The organism is Brevundimonas sp. GW821-FHT12C05, from assembly GCF_058807475.1.
Genome location: NZ_JBXAQS010000001.1, coordinates 1,239,852 through 1,265,857, shown reverse-complemented (window position 1 = coordinate 1,265,857; position 26,006 = coordinate 1,239,852). Strand labels below are relative to the sequence as shown.

The following is a 26,006-nucleotide window of genomic DNA, read 5'->3' as shown; positions in this document are numbered from 1 at the left end:
AAACGGCAGCCTAGCACGGCTGCGAAGTCTCAGTACTCGTGGCTCTCCGCCGGGCGCTCTTCCAGGTGCCCGTCCTTGATGGCGAAGACGCGGTCCATGTGGCCGGCCAGCTCCATATTGTGGGTGGCGATCAGGGCGGCGACGCCCGTCTGTTTGACGACGTCGTGCAGGGCCTCGAACACCGTCTGGCTGGTGGCGGGATCGAGGTTGCCGGTCGGTTCGTCGGCCAGCAGCAGACGCGGACGGTTGGCCAGGGCGCGGGCCACGGCGACGCGCTGGCGCTCGCCGCCTGACAGCTGGGACGGCTGATGGGTCAGGCGCTCGGACAGGCCCAGGGCGACCAGCAGTTCTTCGGCTCGGGCGCGGGCGACGGGCAGCTTGTGCCCGGCGATGCGCAGCGGCAGGGCGACATTGTCGCGGGCGTCGAACTCAGGCAGCAGGTGGTGGAACTGATAGACGAAGCCGATCCGCTCCAGCCGGATACGGGTGCGGGCATGGTCGTTGAGGTCGGCGACGGCCTCTCCGTCGATGCGGACCTCGCCCTCGGTCGGGTGCTCCAGCAGACCGGCGGCGTGCAGCAGGCTGGACTTGCCCGAGCCCGACGGGCCGATCAGGCCGACGATCTCGCCCGGCATGATGTCCAGATCCACGCCGCGCAGGACGGTCAGGCCGCCGGTGGCGGTGTCATACGTGCGGGTCAGGCCGCGCACCGAAAGGACGGGGGCTGCGGCCTTACTCATAGCGAAGCGCCTCGACCGGATCGAGCTTGGCGGCCTGCCAGGACGGGATCAGACCCGCCACGCAGCTCATAAAGAAGGACCAGACGGTGACCCAGAAGACGTCGACCGGATCGACCAGGGCGGGCACGGCGTCCAGCATGTAGACGTCGGCGTTGAACAACTGGGTCTGGAACACCCATTCCAGGAAATGCTGGATGGCGCCGATGTTCAGGCAGAACAGCAGGCCCAGCAGCAGGCCGGTCAGGGTGCCCGCCACGCCGATCATGGCGCCGGCGACGAAGAAGATCCGCAGCATGGACGACTGGCTGGCGCCCACGGTGCGCAGGATGGCGATGTCGCGCGTCTTGTTCTTCACCAGCATGACGATGCCGGAGATGATGTTCAGCGCGGCGATGGCGACGACGAGGCCCAGGATGATGCTCATGGCCACCCGCTCGACCTTCAGCGCGCCCCAAAAGGCGGCCAAGCGGTCGCGCCAGTCGGTGACCATGGCGCGGGGGCCGGCCGCGCGCTGCACCGGCATGCGCAGGGTCTCGACCCGGTCGGGCTGGTCGATCTTGAGCTCAATGACGTCCCAGCGGCCTTCCTTGCCGTAGAAGATCTGAGCCTGTTCCAGCGGCATGAAGATGAAGGCCTGGTCGAAGTCGGCGGTGCCCGAGCTGAACACGCCGCCGACGCGATAGGTCTTCTCCAGCCCGCCCAGGCTGCCGAATGCGCTCGAGGCGCCGGTCGGGGAATAGAGGGTGATGGGGTCGCCGATCCGCAGGCCCAGCCCCTCGGCCAGGGCCTTGCCGATCAGGACATTGTCGCCGCCGTAGGCGCCGACGCCGAAGGTCCGCTTGGCGCGGTCGTCAAGGCTGGAGTTGACGTATTCCATCGACGCCAGATCGGCGCGGGAGATGCCGCGGACGATGGCGCCCGTGGTCGCCCCGCTGGCGCGGACGATGCTCTGGTCGTTGGTCATCGGGGTGACGTAGGTGACGCCCGGGGTGGCCTTGAGCCGGGCCACCGCGGCGTCGCGGTCGGGCGACTGCAAGATGTCGCCGGTGACGTACATATGGCCGTTGAACGACAGCATCCGGTCCAGCAGCTCGGCGCGGAAACCGGCCATGATGCTCATGACCACGATCAGGGCCAGGACCGCCAGGGAGATGGCCACGTAGGAGATGATCGCGATCAGGGCGATGCCGCCCTCCTTGCGCTTGGCCCGCAGGTAGCGCAGCGCCAGCCCGATCTCCCAGGCGGAGAAGGGACCGGCGGGCTTCGTCGGCTTCACGGCCGGCGCGGCGTTCGTCATCCCAGGAGCCTCGAGATCGCTTCATCCAGCGGCAGGGTCAGTTTCTCGCCCGTGGCGCGGCGCTTCAACTCGACCACGCCGTCGGCCAGACCCTTGGGCCCGATGGTCAGCTGCCACGGCACGCCGATCAGGTCAGCGGTGGCGAACTTGCCGCCCGGACGCTCGTCGGTGTCGTCGTAGAGCACCTCCTTGCCGGCGCTCTCAAGTCGGGTGACGGCCTCCTCGCAGGCGACCGAGACCCCCTCGTCGCTGGCGCGCAGGTTGATGACCACCACGTCGAACGGGGCGACCGCGTCCGGCCAGATGATGCCGCCCGCGTCGTGGCTGGCCTCGATGATGGCGCCCAGCAGGCGCGAAACGCCGACGCCGTAGCTGCCCATGTGGACCTCGGTGTCCTGGCCGTCGGGCCCGGCGACCTTGGCCTTCATCGGGCCCGAATATTTGGTGCCGAAGTAGAAGATGTGGCCGACCTCGATGCCGCGCGCCGACAGGCGGTCGCCCTCGGCGGTCTGGGCCTCGAAGGCGGCGGCGTCGTGCATTTCCTCGGTCGCGGCGTAGAGGGCCGTGCGCGCGTCGAAGACGCCTTCCAGCTGTTCGACGCTGAGGTTGTGGCCCGGCGCTTCCATCTCGACCAGTTTGCGGTCGCAGAAGACCTCGCTCTCGCCCGTCTCGGCCAGGACGATGAACTCATGGCTCAGGTCGCCGCCGATGGGGCCGGTGTCGGCGCGCATGGGAACGGCCTTCAGGCCCATGCGGGCGAAGGTGTTCAGATAGGCGGCGAACATGCGCTTGTAGGCGATGCGGGCCGAGGCTTCGTCCAGATCGAAGGAATAGGCGTCCTTCATCAGGAATTCGCGCCCGCGCATCACGCCGAAGCGCGGACGGCGCTCATCGCGGAACTTCCACTGGATGTGGAAGAGGTTCAGCGGCAGCGCCTTGTAGCTCTTCACGAAGCTGCGGAAGATGTCGGTGACCATCTCCTCGTTGGTCGGTCCGTACAGCAGTTCGCGCTCGTGCCGGTCGGTGATGCGCAGCATCTCCGGGCCGTAGGCGTCGTAGCGGCCCGACTCGCGCCACAGGTCGGCCAGCTGGAGCGTCGGCATCAGCAGTTCGACGGCCCCTGCCCGCTCCTGCTCCTCGCGCACGATCTGCTCGATCTTGCGCAGCACCCGCAGGCCCAGCGGCAGCCAGGCGTAGATGCCCGCCGCTTCCTGCTTGATCAGGCCGGCGCGCAGCATCAGCTGGTGGGAGACGATCTGGGCGTCCGAAGGCGCCTCTTTCAGCGTGGGCAGGAAGTAGCGCGACAGGCGCATGGAGAGAATCCGGCAAGACGAGCGTGGGACAGGAGCTTTAGCCGGGTCAGAGGGGCGAAAGCTAGGCGGTCCGCGCCTAACGTGTCATCCAGCCTCAAGGATGCGGCAGGCCGATGCCGTAGCGCGCCGCCAGATACGGGATGATGGCCTCGTCCTGCAGGAAGCGGCGGCCGGTGGCGGCGCTGGTGGACGCGTCTGGCCAATCGAAGGTCTCGTCCAGCACCAGCAGCGGGCAGGATTGGTGATCCTCCCCGACCTCGGCGATCACGGCCGGTCGCGGGCGCGGATGATCGAGGTAGGTCACCAGGAGCTGCTCGCGCAGGGCCGGATAGAAGGACAGCACGCCCTCGACGATTGCGCCCGCCGGGCAGTACCAGGGCCCCCCGGCGTCGTCATGCCAGCCGGGGTTCAGCAGGTAGAGGCGGTCGGTCATCGCGCCCTAGACCGGCGGGGCGAGGTTCGGCAGGGGCATCCAGCCGATGAAGACCAGCAGCAGGATGACCAGCCAGACGATGGCCGCCACCCAGGTGGTGGTGATGAATTTCTTCTTCAGGTGCGGATTGGCGGGCGCCCCCCACTGGCTGCCGTCGGTCGGCTTCTCCTGGGCCTGCTGGTTCATGCCGATCGGCAAGACGGCGAACAGCACGGTCCACCAGCAGACGAAGTAGATGGCGACGATGGTGAAGGGTCCGATAGGCATCAGTGGGCTCCGTCCTTCGAGGTTTCCATCAGTTCGACCAGCACGCCGCCCATGTCCTTGGGATGGACGAAGATGATCGGGGTGCCGTGGGCGCCGATGCGCGGCTCGCCCGTGCCGAGGATGGTCGCGCCCTTGGCCCGGAGGGCGTCGCGGGCGGCGAGGATGTCCTCGACCTCGAAACAGACGTGGTGCTGGCCGCCCTTGGGATTTTTGGCCAGAAAGCCGTGAATGGGGCTGTCGTCGCCCAGCGGCTCGATCAGCTCGATCTGGCTGTTGGGCAGATCCACGAAACAGACGCGGACGCCCTGGGCGGGCAGGTCGAACGGCTCGTGGGCCTTCGTGGCGCCGAGCAGGTCGCGATACAGGGCGACGCTGGCCTCGATGGAGGGCGTGGCGACGCCGACGTGGTTCAGTCTACCGATCATCGGGCTGCTTTAGCGGGTGTCTGCGCCTGCTCAAAGAGAAAGGGCGTCGCAGCCTTCGCCGCGACGCCCTCCTTCTCGGTCTCCGTCCGATCCTATTGCTGCAGCGGGAACGGGTCCGTCGGCGTGGGCCGCGTCGGGACCGGCATGCGCGGCAGCGGCGCGTCGCTGTTGGCGGCGTTCAGCAGGAAGGTCGCCAGGATGACGGCGGCCTGACGCAGGTCTTCGGCCCGCATGTGGTCATAGCTGTCGATCGAGGTGTGGTGCAGGCGCGCGCCGTAGTCGAGCGGATCCTGGATGAACTGGAAGCCCGGGACGCCGACGGTCTGCATGTAGACGTGGTCGGTCGAGCCCGAGGTGCGCATCGACACCGTGGTGGCGCCCATGGCGTTGAACGGGCGCAGCCACTCCTGGAAGATCGGGGCGGCGGCGACATTGCCCTCGGCGTTGATGCCGCGGATCTTGCCCGAGCCGTTGTCCAGGTTGAAGTAGGCGACCAGATCGCCGTGGCCGGCGCGCGGCTGGATCGGCCAGCGCTGACGCCAGGTGCGGTTGTTGGGCAGGGCGTCCAGCTGGGCGTCGCCCAGCGGGGCGCGGGTGGCGACGTATTTGTCGACATAGGCCAGCGAGCCCCACAGCCCCTGCTCTTCCCCGCTCCACAGGGCGAAGCGGATGGTGCGCTTGGGACGGACGTTCATGGCCCGCAGAATGCGCGCGGCCTCCATGACCACGGCGCTGCCGGCGGCGTTGTCGACGGCGCCGTCCGAGGCGGCCCAGCTGTCCAGGTGGGCGCCGGCCATCACATACTCGCCCGAACGGCCCGTGCCGGGAATGTCGGCCAGGATGTTGTAGGCGTTGGTGTCTTCCTCATGGAAGCGGACCTCGCTCATCAGTTCGAGACGCGGCTTGGCGTCCTCCGTCAGAGCCAGGCGGGCCAGGCGGCGATAGTCTTCGGCCGCCAGCTCCATGCCCGGCGTCTTGCGCTGGTCGTCCATGCGGAAGCCCGAGCCGTTGCCGTGCAGCAGGCCGCCGTCACGGGCGGACATGCGCACCCAGGCCAGCGCGCCCTCTTCCTGCAGGAAGGCGTCCAGCTGACGGGCGAAATCGGGGCCGCGCAGGCTCTCGATCGACGGCGCCGCGATGTTGGGGATGTTGTAGGTGTCGGCGTTCTCCAGATCCTCGTCCGTCAGGCGGCGGAAGGCCGGATCGGTCGGCTCGGACCCGGCGGTGGGGCGCGAGACCAGCACGATCTTGCCCGCCAGCTTGCCGCGCCATTTGGCGAAGTCGGCCGGGGTGCTCATGGGCGCGACGACCACGTCGCCGCTGATCACGCCGTTGGTGCCGGGCGTCCAGGCGATCGGAATGGCGCGCAGGTCGAGCGGACGCGGCGCGGTCATGCGGGCGCTGGAACGGACGACCGACCAGCCGCGGCCGAAGTCGAACGGATCGGCGCGGACATTGGTCAGGCCCCAGTCGCGGAACTGTTGGGCGGTCCAGGTCTCGGCCTGGCGCATCTGCGGCGAATTGGTCATCCGCCCGCCGATGCGGTCGGTCAGGTAGGCGGCGGTCTGCATGACCTGGCTGTGGTTCAGCCCCTGGTCGATGACGCCGTTGATGGCGACCAGATCCGGCGCCTGGGCGGCGGCGGGCGTGGCGAGCGGAACGGCCGTCAACGCCAGGGCGGTGGCGGACAACAAGGCGGCAAGACGCATGGAAACTCCCCTGAATCACTGAACGGCGGCGATAGGACCCCAAGCGCGACCGTAGTGCAAAGGAAGAACGTCGCTCGCGTGTCAGTCCGTCGCATCGTCCTCATCGACCGCCTCGGCGACCAGCCGGCGCCAGACCGGATCGGTGTCGTCGACGAGATCGCAGTCCTCCAGCAGGGCCACCGCGGCGCCGCCGTCGGGCAGGATCAGGCCCAGAACGTCCATCTCGTCGCCGTCGGGTCCGATGTGGCTTTCGGCCTGGACGGCGACCGCCGCCTGTTCGCCGTCGGCCTCCCACCAGATCAGCGGTTGGGGCAGGTCCATGTCGATGATGCGCGGGTCCTCGGTGTCGCCCAGGGCGAACACAGCCTTCTTGGCCTGCACGTCATCCAGGGTCGCGACCCGGCCCGTGAAGGCGACAAGGCGCGTCCAGTCGTCGGCGTCATAGCCGCCGCCGTCCTCGCCGAAATCGATCTGGTCGTCACTCATGTCGTCATGTCCCGCGCGTCTTGCGCCGACATAGGGAAAAGACGGCGCCGACCCAAGGGCGCATCGTCAGCGAGGGTCTGAAGAGTCCGGATCGGCGGCGCCGGCGCCCATCCCGCCCCCGCCCATTCCACCGCCGCCCATGCCGCCGCCCATTCCGCCGCCGCCCGCACCGCCGCCTCGGTCGCCCTTGCCGCCGCCCGCGCCTGCCGGGCGCGTCGGACCCTGCCGGGGAAAGTCGAGGCCCGCGGGCACGGGCTCGAGGTCCAGGGCATGCCGGATGAAGTCTCGCAGCGATACGACCAGATCATGGGTCTGGACCGGACGGCCCTCCACCAGTTCGAGCGCCGCGAGCCGGGCGAGGCGGACGTGCTCCTCGGTTCCCAGCAGAATGATGTCGGACAGGGCCGCCTCGACGGAGTCGCGAATGCGGCGGGCCCGGTCGGAGCCGGTCGTATCGCCCTCCGCGCCCTGCCGGCGAAGGTCACGCAGATGAGTGGGATCGACGGCCAGGTCGCCGGTGAAGGACCCGCCCAGCACCTTGTAGGCGGCGATCAGGGTTTTCAGACGCTCGTTGATCTGGCGATTCATCCGCTCGCGACGCTGCTGGAGCGTCATCATCATCAGCAGTCGGATGCCGACGCCGATGAGGGCGACCAGGACCAGGCCCCCGAGCGTGGCCAGAATGCTCTCCCACGAACTGAAGTCGATCCCGCGCATCCGTCCCTCTCCAGCCCGCACGCGGACGCGCGCCGGGACGAAACGCATGGATCCCCGGGACGGCGCCGCAAAGAAAAAGGGCCGGCGACCGAAGCCGCCGACCCCTCAACTGTATCAACTCCACCCGAAGGTGGAATGGATCGGCTTAGTTACCGCCCATCATCGAGGCGACTTCGGCCGCGAAGTCCGGGCCTTCGACCTTCTCGACGCCTTCACCCAGCGCCAGGCGGACGAAGCCGGCCAGGTGCAGGCCGGGGGCGCCCAGTTCCTTGCCCGCGTCGGCGACCAGCTGCTCGATGGTCACGTCGGGGTTCATGACGAACGGCTGCTTGGTCAGCACCACGTCCTTCTGGAACTTGTTGATCTGGCCTTCCACGATCTTGGCGATCATGGCTTCCGGACGGCCTTCTTCCTTGGCCTTCTCGGTCAGGACCTGACGTTCCTTCTCGATCGCGGCCGGGTCCAGATCGTCGGTGTTCAGCGACAGCGGGGCGGTCGCGGCTACGTGCATGGCGATCTTGCGGCCCAGTTCGCGCAGGGCGGCCTTGTCGCCGCCGCCGTGCAGGGCGACCAGCACGCCGATGCGGCCCAGGTTCGGAGCCACGGCGTTGTGGACGTAGGAGGCGACGACGCCTTCATCGACCGACAGGCGAGCGGCGCGACGCAGCTGCATGTTCTCGCCGATGGTCGCGATCATGTTGGTGACCTCGGCCTCGACGGTGTTGCCGTTTTCCAGCTCGGCGCCGTGCAGGGCCTCGACGCTGTGGTGCTCCAGGCCCTTCAGGGCGAAGGCCTTGGCGGCGTTCTGGAACAGCTCGTTGCGGGCGACGAAGTCCGTTTCCGAGTTGAACTCGATCGCGGCGCCGATTTCGCCCTTGCCGTCTTCCTTCGACGCGACGGCCACCAGGCCCTCGGCGGCGACGCGGTCGGCCTTCTTGGCGGCCTTGGACAGGCCCTTGGCGCGCAGCCAGTCGATCGCGGCGTTGATGTCGCCGTCGGTTTCCTGGAGCGCCTTCTTGCAGTCCATCATGCCGACGCCGGACTTGGCGCGCAGTTCCATGACGAGGGCGGCGGTGATCTCGGCCATTGTATAGCTCCTTGGGGTATTCGAATGCGGTAACGGCCGGGAGTTACCCCGGCCGTATGTCAGTTAGACGTACGGCCTTCATACGAAGGCCGGTGCGATCCTCAGACCGCGGCCTTGTCGGTTTCGACGGCGTCGAGCGCTTCGGTCGTCGCTTCCTGGGCGGCTTCGTCAGCGACGGCCGGTTCGGCGGCGGCTTCCAGCTCGGCGGCGACGGCTTCCGTGCCGGCCGGGGCGGCCTCAGCGGCGACCGGGGCCGAGGCCTCGCGCAGCATCGGCTCTTCCGGGTTCACGGCGGCGCCCAGGTCCACGCCCGAGGCCGACTGGCCGGCGGCCAGGCCGTCCAGGACGGCGTCGGCGACCAGGTCGCAGTAGGTCTGGATGGCGCGGGCGGCGTCGTCGTTGCCCGGGACCGGATAGGTGATGCCGTCCGGATCCGAGTTGGTGTCCAGGATGGCGACGATCGGGATGTTCAGCTTGCGGGCTTCCTGGATCGCGATCGCTTCCTTGTTGGTGTCGATCACGAACATGATGTCGGGGATGCCGCCCATGTCCTTGATGCCGCCCAGCGAGGCGTCCAGCTTGTCACGCTCGCGCTGCAGGCTCAGCAGCTCGCGCTTGACGCGGCCTTCGCCGCCGGATTCCAGCAGGGAGTCCAGCTCGCGCAGACGGGCGATCGAACCCGAAACGGTCTTCCAGTTAGTCAGCGTGCCGCCGAGCCAACGGTTGTTCATGTAGTACTGGGCGCAACGCTTGGCGGCTTCGGCCACCGGGTCCGACGCCTGGCGCTTGGTGCCGACGAACAGGACGCGACCGCCCTTGGCGGCGACGTTGCGGATTTCGACCAGCGCCTGGTGCAGCAGCGGCATGGTCTGCGACAGGTCGATGATGTGGATGTTCGAGCGGGCGCCGAAGATGTAGCGGTCCATCTTCGGGTTCCAGCGGTGCGTCTGGTGACCGAAGTGAGCGCCGGCTTCGAGCAGCGAACGCATGGAGAATTCAGGCAGAGCCATGATCGGGTGTTCCTTTTTCCGATAGACGTTGCGTGGGCGCTTTAAAGATCCGGACGGACCCTCGGAATGGAGCGGTCGGGGATGTCTCCCCCGGCTGCGCCACGCCCACGTGCGAAGTGCGCGCGGCTTCTAGGCGGAACGGCCTGAAATAGCAAGCCTGGGCGCCGCTTTCGTCCCCGCTGTTCTGATCTTAGCCGGGATGGCGTTCCAGCCGGATGTCGCGGACGGCGGTCCAGGTTCCGTCCGGCGTCCGGCCCAGCCGGACGATCCCCGATCCGCCCCGCCCCTCCTGTCGGGCGCGATAGGCGGCGTCGACGCCGAACTCGCCGTCGAAGACCACGTCGTCGATGTAATAGGGCCGGCGCCCAGGCTCCTGCAGGAACAGGTGCACATGGGCGGGCATGGTCATGTCCGGATAGGGCGCGGGCTTGATGGTGTCGAAGGCGTACTGTCCCTGGGCGTCGGACCGCACCCAGCCGCGCAGGCGGCCGTGCCGTCGGCTCCAGGTCGTCTCCTGCGTCCCATTGGCATAGAGGCCGGCGGCGTTGGTGTGGTGGGCGTAGATGACCACGCCTTCGACGGGGGTGACTCCATCGACGGCCAGGACCCGGCCGGTCAGCCGCATCCGTTCGCCGGGTTCGTCCGGGCCGGCCAACCGAAGGCTTGACGGCAGGCCGGACGGCTCGCGTTCAGCGACGGCCTCGCACCCTTCGCAGGCGTAGAGGTTGGGACGAGCCTGCGTCTCTCCGGCTTGCGGCCGCTCCGTCCGGGCATCGGCGGACCGGCTTCCGCAGGCGCAGACGGCGAGCGCGCCGCCGAACAGGCTGAGACCGAACGCGCGTCTGTCCATGGTTCTATCTCCACCGCTCCGGCGGCGACGATACGCCCGAACCGCGATCCGGGAAAACGGCGTTTCGCCGCATCAGGTCCCACGCGGCTCGCCCCGGTTGGACGGATGCTGAAAGGCCGCCTGGGCCGGTTCCTCGGCCTAGCCGTCATCCTCGACGGGAGAGTATTCGAGGCCATTTCCGACCTGATCGATGGTCAGGAGCGGGCCCGCCGGCAGGGTGGACCAAACGGCCGGCGGATCCTTGTCCACGTCGATCGTCGACCTGACCGTGCTGACGCGCCGCGTCAGGAAGTTGACGCTGCGGTCCAGGGTGGCGCCGGTGTTGCGGCTCACCTCGTGGTAGTCGTGTCCGATCAGACGCAGGGCGCCGTCGCGCCAGCGGAAGCGCGAGACTGAATTCCACATGGTCCAACCGCCTGCGGTCGGGAAGAAATGCAGCGGGATCGACAGCGTCCCGTTCTGGATCTCGGGGGGGCTTTCCAGCACGTCTTCCAGCACCGGTTCGAGCCGCCGCGGGATGAAGGTGTGGTTCCGCACCACCAGATCATAACCGCCGTCCCGGGCCAGGGCCACGATCAGGAGGCGGGGATTGGAATCCAACGGGTCCTGTCCGAAGCCGTCGTGCCGAACCAGGTTCGCCGGGATGTGCTGCTTCAGGACGAGGACTACGTCCGCGACGCCGTCGCCGTTCAGGTCGCCCGCGGCGCGATGTTCGATCCGCCAACCCTCCGGCGCCAAGGCGGCCGGATCACTGAAGCGGGACGGCAGGGGCGGATAGACGGCGGGCGGAATGCCGAGGGGGTTGTCATCGCCGACGGGCACGACCGCGCCCGCCAAGACTTGCGGCGCTGTCGGCGAGGCGGGAGCCTGAGGGGCGGACGATGGCGCCGGCGCGCGCGGAGCGTCGGGCGCATCGGTCGATTGCCCGCAGGCCGCAAGGAGCAGGCAGGCGATTGTCGCAAGACTCGATTTCATAAGGGGCCCCTTTCGGCCACCCTGCAGCACTTCCGGGCCGCCGTCACGTCCCGCGCGGCTTGACCCGATTGGTCGGCGCGGCGGCGGACGGGTCTTCCGGCCAGGGGTGGCGCGGATAGCGGCCGCGCATGTCGGCGCGCACATCCTTCCACGATCCGGTCCAGAAGCCCGGCAGGTCCTTGGTCATCTGGATCGGGCGGCGGGCGGGCGACAGCAGGGCCAGGGTCAGGGGCGCGCCGCGACCGACGGTCGGATGGGTCTTCACCCCGAACAGTTCCTGCACCCGGATGTCGACGCGCGGACCGCCCTCGGCGGCGTAGTCGATGGACGCCGAGCCCAGAGGCGTCTCCAGCCGCTCGGGCGCGAGCTCGTTCAACGCGCGCTGCCGGTCCCAGGGGATCAGGGTGCGCAGGCCGTCGGCCAGGGCGCCGTCCGGGATGGCCGCCAGCGACTGGACGCTCTCCAAAAGAGGCCAGAGCCAGGTCTCCCGCTGCGCATGCAGCCCTTCGTCCGACACGTCGGGCCAGCCGTCGTCGAAGGTGCGCAAGAAGGCGAGACGGGCGCGCAGGGCCGAGGCGCGCTCGCCCCAGCGGATCGTCTTGAGCCCGTCGGCCTCGGCCTCGGTCTTCAGGGCGGCGGTGACGGCCTTGCGGTCGGGCGCGCCCATCAGCTTCTCATCGACCACGATGGCCCCGATCCGACGGATGCGCTTCAGCACCATCCGGCCGGAGGGTTCGCGGGTCAGCCGGTCCTCGACCTCGAGACGATGTTCCAGCGCGGCGGGATCGACCGGGGCGGCCAGGCGGATGCGGTCGCGGGCGTCTCCGCCTCCGAGTTCGGCCACCGCCAGCCAGGGCTCGCGGGCCATGACGTCGGTGGGCTCCAGGAAGGCGCCGCGGCCCGAGGCCAACAGGAACTCGCCCGGCTTGCCCCGCGCCTTGGCCACCCGTTCGGGGAAGGCCTCGGCCAGCAGGGCGCCGGGATCGGCGTCGCCACCGCCCTTTCGATTCTGGCCTCCTCCCGCCGCCCTGGCCCAGCGCTCGGTCAGTTTCATGGCGTCGCGGGCGCGGGGCGAGCGGTCGCGCTCCAGCCCTTTCAGCCGCTCGGACAGATCGACGCCATTGCCGCCTAGGCCCGGTTCGCTGAGCACGGCGGCGATGCGCGCGCCCAGATCGGCGTCGCCCTCATCACTCGCCACGGCGACCATGTGCGCCAGCCGGGGCGACAGGGGGATTCGGGTCAGGCGGCGTCCGTGGTCGGTCAGACCGCCGTCGGCGTCGAGCGCGTCCAGCCGCTGAAGCACCTTGCGCGCCTCGGCGAAAGCGCCGGCGGGCGGCGGGTCCAGCAGGGCCAGCCCGTCCGGCGAGCGCGCGCCCCAGCGGGCCAGATCCAGCGCGAAGGCGGTCAGGTCGGCCTCGAGGATTTCAGGCCGCTGGTGCGCCACCAGTCCCCGCGTCTGTTCCTCGTCCCACAGGCGGTAGCAGACGCCCGGCTCGACCCGGCCCGCGCGGCCCCGGCGCTGTTCGGCGGAGGAGCGGCTGACCTTCACGGTCGCCAGCCGGGTCAGGCCGCTGGACGGTTCGAATCGGGGCACGCGGGACAGGCCGCCGTCGATGACCACGCGCACGCCCTCGATGGTCAGGCTGGTCTCGGCGACCGAGGTGGCCAGCACGATCTTGCGGCGTCCGGGAGCGGCGGGCTCGATGGCTCGGTCCTGCTCGCCCTTGTCCAGGGCGCCGTACAGGGGGACGACATCGGCATTGGCGGGCAGGCGGTCGCCTAGGGCCCGGGCGACGCGGTGGATCTCGCCCTGCCCCGGCAGGAAGACGAGGATGGAGCCGGTCTCGTCGGCGAGCGCCTGCCGCACGGCGCGGGCGACGGCGTCCTCGAACCGTTCGGCGGCGTTGCGACCCAGATAGCGGGTCTCGACCGGGAACATCCGGCCCTCGGCCTCGATCACCGTTGCACCGTCCAGGAGGCGGGACACTCCGGCGATGTCCAGCGTCGCCGACATGACCAGCAGCCGCAGGTCATCGCGCAGCAGACCCTGCGCCTCTCGCGCCAACGCCAGGCCGAGATCGGCGTCCAGGCTGCGTTCGTGGAATTCGTCGAACAGCACCGCGCCGACGCCGTCCAGCGCCGGGTCGTCCAGAATCATGCGGGTGAAGACGCCCTCGGTGATCACCTCGATCCGGGTCTTCGGGCCGATCCGGCTTTGCAGACGGGTGCGATAGCCGACGATTCCGCCCGCCTGTTCGCCCAGCGAAGACGCCATGCGGTCGGCTGCGGCGCGTGCGGCGAGGCGTCGCGGCTCCAGCACCAGCACCCGCCGCTCGTCCAGCCAGGGCTGATCCAGCAGGGCCAGAGGCACGACGGTCGTCTTGCCGGCGCCCGGCGGGGCGGCCAGCACGGCGACGTTGCTCCGCGCCAGCGCGGCCTTCAGCGGTTCGAGAACGGCATGGATGGGGAGCGTCGTCATGCGGCTCAGTAGCGCAATGCGCGAGGACCGCGCCAAGAAAGCTGCGGTCTAGCGGCAATGGGGTGGGTCATCAAAGCGTCGCGACAGGTTCACGCTTCGGAAACCGCGTTGCCACTGGCCCTTCACCCCGCTAGCGTCCGCGCCAAAGCAGCGAGAGGGCTGCTAAATAAGTCGGAGGGGTAATCTTATGTGGCGCGTTAAATCGCTCGACGCGATTCTGGCCACGGCCGAGAAGAAGTCGCTTCATCGGTCGCTCGGCCCGGTTCAACTGACCCTGTTGGGGGTCGGCGCGATCATCGGCACCGGGATCTTCGTACTCACCGCGGCCGCCTCGCAAAAGGCCGGCCCGGGCATGATGTACAGCTTCATCATCGCCGGCGCCGTCTGCGCCGTCGCCGCGCTCTGCTATTCGGAACTGGCCGCGATGGCTCCGGTTTCGGGCTCGGCCTACACCTATACCTATGCCGTTATGGGCGAACTTCTGGCCTGGACGGTCGGTTGGGCGCTGATCCTGGAATACGCGGTGGCCGCATCCGCCGTGTCGGTCGGGTGGTCCGGCTATGTGCTGGGGCTGATCGAGAACGCGCTCCACTTCGACTGGCCTGACAAATTGCAGGCCGGGCCGGTCTGGACGCTGAACGGCTTCATCCCGTCGCCCGACTTCTCGGCGGGCATCATCAACGTGCCGGCGATCATCGTCGCCCTGGCCGTGACCCTGCTGCTCATGATCGGCACGACGGAAAGCGCCCGCGTCAACGCCATCCTGGTGGCGATCAAGGTCGCCGCCCTGACCGCCTTCATCGTGCTGACCCTGCCGGTCATCAAGTCCGGCAATTTCCAGCCCTTCGCGCCGAACGGCTGGTTCGGGCCGGAAGGCACGACGGGCATGGGCATCGTCGGCGCCGCGGCGTCGATCTTCTTCGCCTACGTCGGCTTCGACGCGGTCTCGACCGCCGCCGAAGAGACCAAGAACCCGCAACGCAACGTGCCCATCGGCCTGATCGGCTCGCTGGCCATCTGCACCATCTTCTACCTGCTGGTCGCGGCCGGCGCGGTCGGCGCCATCGGCGCGCAACCGGTGCTCGGCGCTGACGGCCACGCCGTCCAGCCGGGTTCGCCCGCCTTTACCGCCGCCTGCGCCCTGGCCGAGAACGCCAACCAGCTGGTCTGCTCGAACGAGGCCCTGGCCCACGTCCTGCGCGAGATCAACTTCCCGGCGGTCGGCAACGCCCTGGGCATCGCCGCCATGCTGGCCCTGCCCTCGGTCATCCTGATGATGATCTACGGCCAGACCCGCATCTTCTTCGTGATGGCCCGCGACGGCCTGCTGCCAGAGAGCTTCGCCAAGGTTCACCCGAAGTGGAAGACGCCCTACATCGTCACCCTGTTCACCGGTATCGCGGTCGCCATCGCCGGCGCCCTGTTCCCGGTCGGCCAGCTGGCGGACATCTCGAACTCGGGCACCCTGTTCGCCTTCTTCATGGTGTCTCTGGCGGTGCTGATCCTGCGCGTGAAGGAGCCGAACCGTCACCGTCCGTTCAAGACGCCGCTGGTGTGGATCATCGCTCCGATCTCGGCCGCCGGCTGCGCCTTCCTGTTCTGGAACCTGCCGCACGACGCCAAGATGGTGCTGCCGATCTGGGGCGGCATCGGCCTGGTGATCTACTTCCTGTACGGCATCCGCAAGAGCCACATGCGCAAGGGCCATACCGAGGTCCACGAGCAGGACGCGGACATTCCGCCGCCGCCAGGCACGACCTGATCGCCGGCTGAAAACGACAAGACGAAGGCCCGGGAGCGATCCCGGGCCTTTTCCTTTGCGGCGGTCTCGCCTAGAGGCTTCAGCCTACCTATGCGGATGTGGCGGAACTGGTAGACGCACCAGATTTAGGTTCTGGCGCCGTGAGGCGTGGAGGTTCGAGTCCTCTCATCCGCACCATTCCTTTTTTGGCCTATCGCTTGCGACGCGGTCGCGCGCCGCTTGAGGCCAAAGTGGCCCGCTTAGATTGGCGGGCCTTTTTATTGGGCATTGAGTTCTTGCTTTGTTCTCATTTCGCGGTATCGTCCCAGCATGGTCGAGATTGCGAAGGGGCGAGGTGCGAGGTCGAACGCGACCGGGCGCTACGAGCCGGAGACGGTCGAGGCCTTCGATGACGGATGGACCGATCAGGACGCGGAGGCGGCGCCGTTGCGCACGACCCTGACGCCCGAGGCGGCCCGGACGATCATCGCGAAGAACACCAGTCCGGACGTCGGTTTCGACCGGTCCATCAACCCCTACAAGGGCTGCGAACATGGCTGTATCTACTGCTACGCCCGTCCGTCCCATGCCTGGATGGGCCTATCCCCGGGCCTGGATTTCGAGAGCCGGCTCTTCTTCAAGCCCGGCGCAGCGGACCTGTTGGAACAGGAGCTCTGCAAGCCGCGATACGTCTGCAGGCGCATCCACGTAGGCGGCAATACCGACCCCTACCAACCCGTCGAGCGCGAGTTGAGGTCGACGCGGTCGATCCTGGAGGTCCTGCAGCGGTTCAACCATCCGTTCAGCATCATCACCAAGTCGGTGCTGATCGCGCGCGACGTGGACATTCTGGGGCCGATGGGACGCGACGGGCTGGCGTCGGCCTTCGTCTCGATCACCACCCTGGACCGCAAGCTGGCGCGCGCCATGGAGCCCCGCGCCTCGACCCCGGCCAAACGGCTGGAGGCCGTTTCGCGGCTCGCCGACGCGGGCGTGCCGGTGGGCGTCGGCTTCGCGCCGGTGATTCCCGGCCTTAATGACCATGAGCTTGAATCCGTCCTGGAAGCGGCGGCCAAGGCCGGGGCGACCAGCGCCATGTATGTGACCCTGCGTCTGCCGCTGGAGATCAAGGATCTGTTCCGCGAATGGCTGGCCGACGCCCGGCCGGACCGCGCGGCGCGGGTCATGTCGCTGGTCCGACAGACCCGGGGCGGTCGGGACTATGACCCCGACTGGTCGCAGCGCATGAAGGGCTCAGGCCCGGTGGCCGAGCTGATCGGGGCCCGCTTCCGCGCGGCGATCAAGCGCTATGGCCTGGACGGCCCGCGTCCGATTCTGGACGAGAGCCGCTTCCGCGTCCCCGCCAGCGCCCGCAAACAGGGGGACCTGTTCGACGCGGCCTGATTGAAGGGGCGCCGAACGACGGTCCGCCTCAGCCGAACACGAATCCTTCCACCTGCCCGCGATGGGTGGACGATACGGGCGCCCGCGTTCCGTTCTTCAGAACCACCTCCAGCCGGCGTCCGCTGCGCGCGAGGCGAACCACCGCATCGGCGGCGACCCACCACGAGCGGTGCACCTGCAGCCCCGGATAGTCCTTCAACTCTCCCAGCGCATCGCGCATCCGCATCAGGATCAGGGCCTCGCCGTTGCGCGTGGTGACGCGCAGATAGTGGTCCTCCATGCGGATGCAGACCAGGTCGCCGGCGACGCCGGCCGGCAGGCGCGAGAGGAAGCGCACGCCGGGTGGGGCGATCGCCTTCACCGGCTCGGACCGACGGCTCGCGGCCAGCCGCAACAGGCTGATCCCGCCGACGATCAGCGCCGTCACCAGGCAGACGGAGACATAGGCGGCCAGCAGGGCGAGAGGCTCGCCCGCGAAGGGAGCCTCGGCCGCGACCGGGCGTCCGAACAGGGGCGCGATGACGGCGGCCAGAACCCAGTCCAGCCCTTCGACCAGGGCCCATAGCGGAAGGGCCGCCACGGCGCAGGCTGCGCCCAGGATGACCAGCGCCGAAACCCCGTGCGCCCGCGCCTGTCGCCGGACCAGCCGGACCGCCAAAGGAAAGGCGAGGCCGAGCGCACCGAGCAGGACGGTCCAGTAAGCCAGCCGAAGGGCGAACGGCAGGCCGCCGCTGTCGAACGGCTCCAGCAGCGTCAGGATCAGGACGGGGGCGGCGAGGAAGGCGAGAATCCGCGCAAGCGTCCGCCGGTCATCGGCCGCCCAGAAGGCCACGATGTCCAGCTCCCGTCCCGGCAATCCGCCCTCCCCTCCGTGGCCCGCCGATCCGGGTTAGCGCCGTGCAGGGCGCCGGACAAGGCGAAGGGACGGCGCTTTCACGAAGCGTGAATGCGTCGGCGGCGGTTTCACGACGCGGCGGGCCGTCTTCACGAAACCGCTGTTGTCCCGTGGCGAGGCCCGCACCCAAAGGCCGAACCGGAACCGAGACGCCCGGCGCGATGACCGGGGCGGGTTTCAGGAGATCGCCATGCCTTGCGTACACCGCCTTGCCGCCGCCGCCCTGGTCGCGGCGTTCACCCTGTCCCCAGCCCTCGCCCTCGCCCACGCCTCCGACGAGGACCGGCTGGTGCTCGGCGCCGGCGCCCTGGCCTACCGCTCCCCGTTCGAGGGGGAAGGCGTCTCGGTCTTCCCGATCCCGATCCTCGTGGCCCGGCGCGGCGTCTTCTACGTCGACGGCCTGGAGGCGGGCGCGACCTGGAGGTTTGGGCCCGACAGCGATCATGGCTTCTCGGTCGACGCCTTCGTCGCCGCGCGCGCCCTGCCGGGCGAGAATCGCGAACAGGTGACCGCCGACGCCGGCGTCCGCGCATCCTGGGCCGGATCCGCGGGGACCGTCTCCATCGACTACCGCCGGGACATCACCGGCGAGTTCGAGGGCGGCGAGGCGACCGCGCGCTACGAGGTCTCCGTTCCGGTCGGTGCGGTGACGGTGACACCAGCCGTGCAGGTCGCCTGGCAGGACCGGGCCACCGCCAACCACATGTACGGCGTCAGCGCCGAGCAGCACCGTGACATGATCGAGGACGCCGTCACGACGCCGCTTCCGGTGTTCGAGGTTCGGGAGGGCGGGCTGAACATCGGCGCCGACCTGACGATGCTGTGGCCGGTGACCGACCGCATCGTCGTCATCGCCTATGTCGGCGGCGCCTATCTGGGCGAATCCGCGCGCGAGAACCCCGGCCTGCGCGACGACTTCGAGGTCCAGACGCTGATCGGCTTCGGCTACAGCTTCTGATGAGCGGGATCGTTCGGGGATCGCTGAAGTGGAGCGTCCGCGCGCTGGCGGGCGGCCTGCTCCTGCTGACGGCGGGGGCGTCCGTGGCCTATTTCCTCGGCCCGGACGCCTATGACGGCTTCTTCGGCGAGCGGGATCCGGAACGGCGCCGGCTGGCGGCGACCCTGCTGCACGCCGGCGCGGCGGCGGTCGCCCTGCTGGCGGGCGCGCTCCAGTTCAGCCTGGTCGGGCGGATTCGCCCCCTGTTCCACCGGCTTCTGGGCGGCGTCTATGTCATCGCCGTCGTCCTGTCGGCGACCGGCGCCGCCCTGCTCCTGCCCTTCGCCCTGGGCGGGCCGGTGGGCGTCGCGGGGTTCCTGCTGCTGACCCTGTTCTGGCTGTCGTGCACGGCGATGGGCGTGCTGGCCGCGGTCGGCGGGAACAGGGCCGAGCACCGGGCCTGGATGATGCGAAGCTACGCCCTGACCCTGGCCGGGGTCAGCCTGCGGCTTCAGTTGCTGGTCCTGACCGGCGTGGCCGACATCCCGTTCGACGTCGCCTATGTCTTCACCGCCTGGAGCTCATGGGCGCCCAATCTGGTGGTCTGCGAGATCCTGATCCTGGGAGCCGCGACGCGCGCTAGCGCCGGAACACCGCCACCAGCTCCACATGCGCCGACCACAGGAACTGGTCCACCGGGGTGACCGTCTCCAGCCCGAAGCCGGCGTCGATCAGCACGCGGGCGTCGCGGGCGAAGGTGACCGGGTTGCACGAGACGTAGACCACGGTCGTCGCCTTGGTCTGGGCGATCTGCTGGGTCTGTTCCAGCGCCCCGGCGCGCGGCGGGTCCAGCACGATGGCGTCGCAGCCGCGCAGGTCATAGGGGGCCATGGGGCGGCGGAACAGGTCGCGGGCCTGGGCCTCGATCGGCTTGACGCCCTTGGCGGTCTTGAACCCGGCCTTGAGGGCGGCGATGCCGGGCGCGGAGCCGTCGGCGGCCAGCACGGGAGCGACCCGGGCCAACGGGAAGGTGAAGGTCCCGGCCCCGCAGAACAGGTCGGCGATCTTCCTGGCCCCCTTCACGGCGGCGACGGCGCGCTCGACCATGGCGGCCTCGGCGGGCGGCGCGGCCTGCAGGAAGCCGCCGGCGGGCACGGGCACGGTGGCGGGACCGAACTGGACATGGGGCTGGCGCGCCATGACCAGGGTCTCGCCCGCCAGGCTCAGCCGGGCCAGATCGGCCGCGTTCGACGCCGCGATGGCCCGCATCTGGGCGTCGCGCGACAGGCCGCCTGAGCGGCGCTCGACCCCCGTCACGTCCACATCCAGGCCGTCCAGCGTCAGGGTGACGTGCAGGGTCGGCGCGGACTTGGGATGCTCGAGGAAGGCGTCGGCGACCCGGGCCAGGGCCGGCAGGGCCGCGACCAGACGCGGATCGGCCACCGGACAGGCGGCGATTTCGACCAGCCGCCAGCTCTTGCGCGCCTTGAAGCCGAGAATGGCCTTGCCGTCCGCCCCGCGCCGGGCGTGCAGAGCCAGCCGGCGGCGCGTGCCGGGGGCGATGGCGACGGTCGGCTCGACCGCGATATCGATCCGCTCGCGGGCCAGGGCCAGCCGGACCTGTTCGCGCTTCCAGTCCAGATAGGGCTCCGCCGCCCAGTGCTGCAGCGAACAGCCGCCGCAATCGCCGTACTGCGGCGAGACCGGCGCGATCCGGTCGGAGCTGGGGGTGACGATCTCGACTTCTTCCAGCCGCCCCTCGCGGACCACGCCGCGCACGGTCTCGCCCGGCAGGGTCAGGGGGGCGAAAACGGGGCCGGCCGCCGTCTCGGCGATCCCGTCCCCCTGCCCGCCCACGCGCGCGATAATCAGCGTTTCCGTCATCGGACGCTTCTAGAGGGAACGGCTCCCGAGCGAAACATGAACGAAGATGAACGCCGCGATCAAAGGCCGTTCAGCTTCGAACCTTCATAACGGATGCAACAGACAACGAGCCGAGCCGTTCGGCTGTCGGGTTTGAATTGCTAATCAGGATGAAGCCGATGTTCGCATCTTTCACCAGCAAGGCCGCGACCGCCGCCGTTATCGCAGCGACCGCCGGCTTGCTGCTGGCCCCCGCCACGGCGTCGGCCCAGACCTACAGCTACCAGGGCGCCGACCGCTACGGCTCCTACAACAGCTACGGCCAGCAGTACGGCGACCGCTACAACGACAGCTACTACGGCCAGTCGGACCGCTATTCGTCGCGCTACGACAGTCCTGAATACTGCCGCAGCGACCGCAACCAGCGCCGCGGCGCGGGCGCCACCATCGGGGCCGGCGTCGGCGCGGTGGCCGGTTCGCAACTGGCCGCGCGAGGCCGCCGCACCGAGGGTAGCATCTTGGGCGGCGTGCTCGGGGCCGTCGTCGGCGGCGCGATCGGCAACGACTCCGCGCGTGACTGCGACCGGTACCAGGACGCCCGCGGATATTCGTACGGCGACGACGGCTACGGCCGCTACGACAGCCGCTACAACGACAACCGCTATGACAGCCGCTACGACGACCGTCGCTATGACGACCGGTACGACGACCGCTACCGCTACGACGACCGGTCGGACTACCGCAGCGACCGTTACGGCTGCCGCACCGTGTCGACCCAGAGCCGCGATTGGAACGGCCGTCTGGTGACCCGGTACGAAGAGGTCTGCAACGGTTACTGACGAGATCGCGTCGCCGGTTAATTATCAGCCCCCCTGTCGATCGGCGATGTGACGGAGGCCCCCGGTGGAGAAATCCATCGGGGGCTTTTCCATTCTGGAGGGCCGCGGACCGTCGGCCCTTCGGGACCTCCCGACCCGACGCGGCCTGGCGCTTTGCGCACGCTTGCGCTCAAGCAGCGAGCCGCCGCGCGGTGAGCGATAGCGCCCCGAATCGCCTCGCTAGAGGCGTTTCGCCCAAAGAAGATACTCGACGTTGCCGTCGCCGCCGGTGATCGGGCTTTCGGCGCTGGCCTGAACGGACCATCCCCTGGTCTTCAGCCAAGCGGAGACGCGCTCAAGAGCGGCCTGACGGGCCTCCGCATCCTTGACGACGCCGCCCCGGCCGATGTCGGCGCGGCTGTCCATTTCGAACTGGGGCTTCACCAGGGTGACCAGATCGGCGTCCGGCGCGGCCAGGGCCAGGGCGACAGGCAGAACCTTGGCCAGACCGATGAAGCTGGCGTCGCAGACGATCAGGCCGGGCGCATGGGGGATCAGATCCGGCGTCAGGTCGCGGGCGTCTGTCTTCTCCTGATTGATCACGCGCGGATCGGCGGCGAGGCGCGGATGAAGTTGTCCCTGCCCGACGTCAATGGCGTAGACCCGCGCCGCGCCGCGCTCCAGGCAGACTTCGGTGAAGCCGCCGGTGGAGGCGCCCACATCCAGCACCGTCCGTCCCTCGACGGCCACCGGCCACACGGTCAGGGCGTGATCCAGCTTCAGCGCGGCCCGGCCGACGAATCGGTGGGCCTCGACGAAGGTGATCACGGCGTCCTCCGGCGCCGTCTGCGAGGCGGCCCGGGCGGGCTTGCCGTCGATGGTGACGCCGCCGGCTTCGATGGCCGCCTTCGCCCTGGCCCGGCTTTCGGCCAGGCCGCGGGCGACGAGGAGCTGGTCGAGCCTGACCTTGCTCATCCCACTCCGTCCAGGCGCGCCAGGGCGGCGGCCTGCTTGGCCCGACCGGCCTCGGCCTCGGCCAGCTTCTCGCGCTGTTCCTCGACGACTTCGGGCGCGGCGCGGGCGATGAAGTTGGGGTTGCCCAGCTTCTTGTTCACATGCCCGATGTCGCTTTCGAAGGCCGCAATCTCCTTGGTCAGGCGGGCGCGCTCGGCGTCCAGATCCACCAGTCCCTTGAGGGGCATGAAGGCGGAGGCGCCGCCGACCAGCAGCGTGATCGATCCCGGCGGCTGTTCGCTGACCTGTTCGATGGCCTCAAGGCGGGCCAGCGATTTGATCAACTCGCCGTGCTTGTCGAACAGCGCCTTGATGTCGGCGGTCGGGTTGTAGAGCGCCAGCGTCAGCTTGGCCCCCGGCGGCACGCCGATCTCGGCGCGGCTGGAGCGGATCTCCGAGACGGTACGGATCAGCCAGCTGATGTCGGCGCTGGCGTCCATGTCGAGATAGCTGTCGGGCAAGACTGGCCAGGCGGCGCCGATCAGGGTCGGTTCGCTGCGCGGCGCGCCTTCCTCGGCCAGCTTGTCCCACAGCTCTTCGGTGATGAAGGGCGTGACCGGGTGCATCAGCTTCAGGGTCTGGTCCAGGGTCCAGGCGGTCATGGCGCGGGTCTCGGCCTTGGCGGCTTCGTCCGAACCCTGGAAGACCGGCTTGGCCAGTTCCAGATACCAGTCGCAGAAGACATTCCAGACGAAGCGATACAGCGCCGAGGCGGCGTCGTCGAAACGGCCGGCCTCGATGGCGCTGGAGATCTGACGCTCGGCCTTGGTCAGCTCGTCCCGGACCCAGAGGTTGATGGTCTGCTCGACGTTGGCCGGATCGAAGCCCGCGACGCGACGCGCCTCGTTCATCTGGGCGAAGCGAGCGGCGTTCCACAACTTGGTGCCGAAGTTGCGATATCCTTCAATGCGTTGCTTCGACAGCTTGATGTCGCGTGTGCCCGACAGGATGGCCATGGTGAAGCGCAGCGGGTCGGCGCCCAGCTCGTCGATGATGCCGAGGGGGTCGATGACGTTCCCCTTGGACTTGCTCATCTTCTGGCCCTTCTCGTCGCGGACCAGGCCATTGATGATGACCCGCTTGAACGGAACCTCATCCATGAAGTGAAGTCCCATCATCATCATCCGGGCGACCCAGAAGAAAATGATATCCGCGGCGGTGACGAGGTCGCTGGTCGGATAGAAGCGCTCGAGGTCCTCGGTCTTCTCGGGCCAGCCCATGGTCGAGAACGGCCACAGGGCCGAGGAGAACCAGGTGTCCAGGACATCCTCGTCCTGCGTCAGCGGCTTGCCGCGCGCCTGGGCGATGGCGTCGTCCTCGGTTTCGGCGACGTAGATGTTTCCATCAGCGTCGTACCAGGCCGGGATGCGATGGCCCCACCAGAGCTGGCGCGAGATGCACCACGGCTCGATGTTGCGCAGCCATTCGAAGTAGATCTTGGAGTAGCTGGCCGGTTCGAAGACGGTGTCGCCCTGCTCCACCGCCTTGATGGCCGGCTGGGCGAGCGTGTGGGCGTCGACGTACCACTGGTCCGTCAGCCACGGCTCGATGACGACGCCCGAGCGGTCGCCGTGCGGGACCATGTGCCTGGTCTTCTCGATCTCCTTCAGCCAGCCGGCCTCTTCCGCCAGGGCGACGATGGCCTTGCGCGCGGCGAAGCGGTCCATGCCCTCGTATTCGGCGGGCACGTCCGGGGTGTCGGCGGCGGTGACGCGGGCATAGGCGTCCAGGATGTTGAGCGACGGCAGGCCGGCGCGCTTGCCGACCTGGAAGTCGTTGAAGTCGTGTGCCGGGGTGATCTTCACCGCGCCCGAGCCCTTGGTCGGGTCGGCGTACTCATCGGCGACGATGGGGATGCGGCGGCCGACGATAGGCAGGGTCACGAACTTGCCGACCAGACCGGCGTAGCGCTCGTCCTTCGGGTGCACGGCGACGCCGGTGTCGCCCAGCATGGTCTCGGGCCGGGTCGTGGCGACGACGATGTAGTCGCGGGTCTCGTACTCCGTCGCCTTGCCGTCCTCGTCGAAGGCGACGGGGTGCTCATAGGTGACGGGCTTTCCGTCTTCATCGGGGGCCAGCGGATAGGCAAAATGCCAGTAGGCGCCGTCGACCTCTTTCTGCTCGACCTCGAGGTCGGAGATGGCGGTCTGGAAGTGCGGGTCCCAGTTCACCAGCCGCTTGTCGCGGTAGACCAGCCCGTCCTTGTGCAGCTGGACGAAGACCTTGCGGACGGCGGCGTTCAGGCCCTCGTCGAGGGTGAAGCGCTCGCGCGACCAGTCGCAGGACGAGCCCAGGCGGCGCAGCTGGCCGACGATGGTCCCGCCGGACTCGGCCTTCCATTCCCAGACCTTGTCGACGAAGGCCTCGCGGCCCATGTCGCGCCGCCCGATGTTGCCGGCGGCGGCCAGCTGGCGCTCGACCACCATCTGGGTGGCGATGCCCGCGTGGTCCGTGCCGGGCAGCCACAGGACGGCCTTGCCCTGCATCCGGTGATAGCGGGCCAGAATGTCTTGCAGGGTGTTGTTCAGCGCGTGGCCGATGTGCAGCGAGCCCGTCACGTTCGGCGGCGGGATGACGATCGAATAGGCGTCGGCCGCGCCGTCGGTGGCCGTCGCGGCGCGGGGCGCGAACAGGCCGCTGTCCTCCCACATCGCATACAGGCGGGGTTCGGCGGATTTCGGATCGAAGGTCTTGTCGAGCATGGGGGTGGTCATTCTTTTGCCCTACCGCGACACGCGCGGCGTGTCGCTATTCAAGGGCGGAGCGGAAACGGAAAAGGGCGGCTCCGCCGGGAGCCGCCCTGTCGTGATCTAGTAAAGATCGGTGCGCAGGTGAAGCTAGCCGGCCGAGCGGGCGATGCGTTCGACTTCCTTGCGTACCTGTTCCTCGACGATGGCCGGCAGGTTGGCGTCGAGCCAGTCCTTGAGCAGCGGGCGCAGCATTTCGGCGACCATGGCCTCGACGGTCGAGCCGCTGGCGAAGGTCAGGTCCGGGCCCGAGGCGGCCGGAGCGGCGGCCGGCTTCTGGAAGCTGGCGGCCAGGCCGGCGAAGGCCGAGGCGGCGCTGGCGGCGGCGCTGTCGCCGACGAGGGAGTCGTAGTTGTTGGTCGGCACGGACGATTGCTCCGGCGTGTGAACTTCGGCGGGCGGGGCGAAGACCGACTCGCTGACCGGCTCGGCCGGGAAGGGTTCGGGCTCGGCGGGCGAAAGATCCAGGTCGCCGATGCTCTCGGCGGCCGGGGCTTCGTAGGTGTCGGTCAGCTCCAGAACGTCCTCGTCCGACGCCTCGGGCTCTTGCACCGACGGGGTCTCGTCCATCAAGGCGGGCGACGGCGCGGGTTCCGGCTCCGGCTCGGGGGCCGGCTCAGGTTCCGGCGCGGCGGCGACCGGCGCGGTTTCAGCCGGCGCGTCGTCCTCGGAGATGATCCGGCGGATCGACGCCAGGATTTCCTCCATCGTCGGTTCCTGGGCGGTCTGGTCGGTCATGGCGAAATCCCGGACGCCCACTCAGGCGGGCGGACTGATCGAAATGGCTGGGCCTGCGGAG

Annotated in this window: 24 protein-coding genes and 1 tRNA gene; 6 read left to right on the top strand and 19 right to left on the bottom strand. The window is 69.0% G+C overall.

Translation table 11 applies throughout. The features are described from left to right. Positions 1 to 29: 29 nt before the first annotated feature. The 14 genes from AC1RRF_RS05915 to hrpB form a co-directional block, all read right to left on the bottom strand. Positions 30 to 740 carry an ABC transporter ATP-binding protein gene (locus AC1RRF_RS05915; protein ID WP_492833528.1) on the bottom strand — a complete coding sequence of 237 codons (711 nt, stop codon included), beginning with the start codon at positions 738 to 740 and terminating at the stop codon, positions 30 to 32. Further along, on the bottom strand, positions 733 to 2,037 hold the full coding sequence (locus AC1RRF_RS05910; protein WP_492833527.1) for a lipoprotein-releasing ABC transporter permease subunit: 1,305 nt from the start codon (positions 2,035 to 2,037) through the stop codon (positions 733 to 735). Before AC1RRF_RS05910 ends, AC1RRF_RS05915 begins: the two co-directional genes overlap by 8 nt. Further along, entirely contained in the window at positions 2,034 to 3,350 is a 1,317-nt protein-coding gene (proS, locus tag AC1RRF_RS05905; RefSeq protein WP_492833526.1) for a proline--tRNA ligase, read from the bottom strand. The genes AC1RRF_RS05910 and proS overlap by 4 nt, the downstream gene beginning before the upstream one ends. Positions 3,351 to 3,444: 94 nt before the next feature. Then, complete coding sequence (locus tag AC1RRF_RS05900; protein ID WP_492833525.1) at positions 3,445 to 3,783, bottom strand: DUF3088 family protein; 339 nt, start codon at positions 3,781 to 3,783, stop codon at positions 3,445 to 3,447. Positions 3,784 to 3,789: 6 nt separating this feature from the next. Next, positions 3,790 to 4,050, bottom strand: coding sequence for a DUF1467 family protein (locus AC1RRF_RS05895; RefSeq protein ID WP_492313146.1), 261 nt, complete (start codon positions 4,048 to 4,050; stop codon positions 3,790 to 3,792). Next, positions 4,050 to 4,475: a methylmalonyl-CoA epimerase gene (gene mce / locus AC1RRF_RS05890; protein ID WP_492833524.1), complete on the bottom strand. Its 426-nt coding sequence runs from the start codon at positions 4,473 to 4,475 to the stop codon at positions 4,050 to 4,052. Before mce ends, AC1RRF_RS05895 begins: the two co-directional genes overlap by 1 nt. Before the next feature lie 92 nt (positions 4,476 to 4,567). Then, complete coding sequence (locus AC1RRF_RS05885) at positions 4,568 to 6,184, bottom strand: M20/M25/M40 family metallo-hydrolase (protein ID WP_492833523.1); 1,617 nt, start codon at positions 6,182 to 6,184, stop codon at positions 4,568 to 4,570. A gap of 81 nt (positions 6,185 to 6,265) precedes the next feature. Further along, on the bottom strand, positions 6,266 to 6,670 hold the full coding sequence (locus AC1RRF_RS05880; RefSeq protein WP_492833522.1) for a hypothetical protein: 405 nt from the start codon (positions 6,668 to 6,670) through the stop codon (positions 6,266 to 6,268). Positions 6,671 to 6,736: 66 nt separating this feature from the next. Continuing rightward, complete coding sequence (locus AC1RRF_RS05875; protein WP_492833521.1) at positions 6,737 to 7,387, bottom strand: hypothetical protein; 651 nt, start codon at positions 7,385 to 7,387, stop codon at positions 6,737 to 6,739. 145 nt (positions 7,388 to 7,532) lie between these two features. Beyond that, entirely contained in the window at positions 7,533 to 8,474 is a 942-nt protein-coding gene (gene tsf / locus AC1RRF_RS05870; RefSeq protein WP_291840888.1) for a translation elongation factor Ts, read from the bottom strand. A gap of 101 nt (positions 8,475 to 8,575) precedes the next feature. Continuing rightward, the gene (gene rpsB, locus AC1RRF_RS05865; protein ID WP_492833520.1) at positions 8,576 to 9,484 is read right to left on the bottom strand and encodes a 30S ribosomal protein S2; all 909 of its coding nucleotides are present in this window, start codon (positions 9,482 to 9,484) and stop codon (positions 8,576 to 8,578) included. Positions 9,485 to 9,674: 190 nt separating this feature from the next. Further along, the gene (locus AC1RRF_RS05860; protein WP_492833519.1) at positions 9,675 to 10,334 is read right to left on the bottom strand and encodes a dioxygenase family protein; all 660 of its coding nucleotides are present in this window, start codon (positions 10,332 to 10,334) and stop codon (positions 9,675 to 9,677) included. Positions 10,335 to 10,472: 138 nt separating this feature from the next. Continuing rightward, positions 10,473 to 11,156: a hypothetical protein gene (locus tag AC1RRF_RS05855; protein WP_492833518.1), complete on the bottom strand. Its 684-nt coding sequence runs from the start codon at positions 11,154 to 11,156 to the stop codon at positions 10,473 to 10,475. Between the two features lie 196 nt (positions 11,157 to 11,352). Continuing rightward, the gene (hrpB, locus tag AC1RRF_RS05850) at positions 11,353 to 13,788 is read right to left on the bottom strand and encodes an ATP-dependent helicase HrpB (protein WP_492833517.1); all 2,436 of its coding nucleotides are present in this window, start codon (positions 13,786 to 13,788) and stop codon (positions 11,353 to 11,355) included. A gap of 187 nt (positions 13,789 to 13,975) precedes the next feature. On the opposite strand from hrpB, the gene AC1RRF_RS05845 reads away from it, so the two are divergent. The 3 genes from AC1RRF_RS05845 (at position 13,976) to AC1RRF_RS05835 (ending at position 16,933) form a co-directional block, all read left to right on the top strand. Then, on the top strand, positions 13,976 to 15,550 hold the full coding sequence (locus tag AC1RRF_RS05845; protein ID WP_492833516.1) for an amino acid permease: 1,575 nt from the start codon (positions 13,976 to 13,978) through the stop codon (positions 15,548 to 15,550). A gap of 92 nt (positions 15,551 to 15,642) precedes the next feature. Beyond that, a tRNA-Leu gene (locus tag AC1RRF_RS05840) sits at positions 15,643 to 15,727 on the top strand. A gap of 132 nt (positions 15,728 to 15,859) precedes the next feature. Further along, positions 15,860 to 16,933, top strand: a complete 1,074-nt coding sequence (locus AC1RRF_RS05835) for a PA0069 family radical SAM protein (RefSeq protein WP_492833515.1) — start codon at positions 15,860 to 15,862, stop codon at positions 16,931 to 16,933. A 28-nt stretch (positions 16,934 to 16,961) separates the two neighbouring features. On the opposite strand, the gene AC1RRF_RS05830 is transcribed toward AC1RRF_RS05835, so the two are convergent. Beyond that, positions 16,962 to 17,789 carry a LytTR family DNA-binding domain-containing protein gene (locus AC1RRF_RS05830; protein WP_492833514.1) on the bottom strand — a complete coding sequence of 276 codons (828 nt, stop codon included), beginning with the start codon at positions 17,787 to 17,789 and terminating at the stop codon, positions 16,962 to 16,964. Positions 17,790 to 18,018: 229 nt separating this feature from the next. Here AC1RRF_RS05830 and AC1RRF_RS05825 point away from each other — a divergent pair, with 229 nt between their 5' ends. Further along, a complete protein-coding gene (locus AC1RRF_RS05825; protein ID WP_492833513.1) occupies positions 18,019 to 18,786 on the top strand; it encodes a MipA/OmpV family protein in 768 nt (255 codons plus the stop codon). Next, positions 18,786 to 19,469: a DUF2306 domain-containing protein gene (locus AC1RRF_RS05820; RefSeq protein ID WP_492833512.1), complete on the top strand. Its 684-nt coding sequence runs from the start codon at positions 18,786 to 18,788 to the stop codon at positions 19,467 to 19,469. Before AC1RRF_RS05825 ends, AC1RRF_RS05820 begins: the two co-directional genes overlap by 1 nt. Here the strand turns inward: AC1RRF_RS05820 and AC1RRF_RS05815 are convergent. Then, positions 19,405 to 20,649, bottom strand: a complete 1,245-nt coding sequence (locus AC1RRF_RS05815; protein WP_492833511.1) for a class I SAM-dependent RNA methyltransferase — start codon at positions 20,647 to 20,649, stop codon at positions 19,405 to 19,407. The two genes, AC1RRF_RS05820 and AC1RRF_RS05815, sit on opposite strands and share 65 nt — an antisense overlap. Before the next feature lie 158 nt (positions 20,650 to 20,807). Between AC1RRF_RS05815 and AC1RRF_RS05810 the strand changes: the two genes are divergently transcribed. Beyond that, positions 20,808 to 21,467 carry a glycine zipper 2TM domain-containing protein gene (locus AC1RRF_RS05810; protein WP_492833510.1) on the top strand — a complete coding sequence of 220 codons (660 nt, stop codon included), beginning with the start codon at positions 20,808 to 20,810 and terminating at the stop codon, positions 21,465 to 21,467. A gap of 219 nt (positions 21,468 to 21,686) precedes the next feature. Here the strand turns inward: AC1RRF_RS05810 and AC1RRF_RS05805 are convergent, their stop codons facing one another. The 3 genes from AC1RRF_RS05805 to AC1RRF_RS05795 all read right to left on the bottom strand — a co-directional run bounded on the left by AC1RRF_RS05805 (position 21,687) and on the right by AC1RRF_RS05795 (position 25,945). Next, complete coding sequence (locus AC1RRF_RS05805) at positions 21,687 to 22,421, bottom strand: TlyA family RNA methyltransferase (protein ID WP_492833509.1); 735 nt, start codon at positions 22,419 to 22,421, stop codon at positions 21,687 to 21,689. Further along, complete coding sequence (locus AC1RRF_RS05800; protein WP_492834140.1) at positions 22,418 to 25,162, bottom strand: valine--tRNA ligase; 2,745 nt, start codon at positions 25,160 to 25,162, stop codon at positions 22,418 to 22,420. Before AC1RRF_RS05800 ends, AC1RRF_RS05805 begins: the two co-directional genes overlap by 4 nt. 135 nt (positions 25,163 to 25,297) lie before the next feature. Further along, positions 25,298 to 25,945, bottom strand: a complete 648-nt coding sequence (locus AC1RRF_RS05795) for a DUF2497 domain-containing protein (protein WP_492833508.1) — start codon at positions 25,943 to 25,945, stop codon at positions 25,298 to 25,300. Positions 25,946 to 26,006 lie beyond the last annotated feature (61 nt).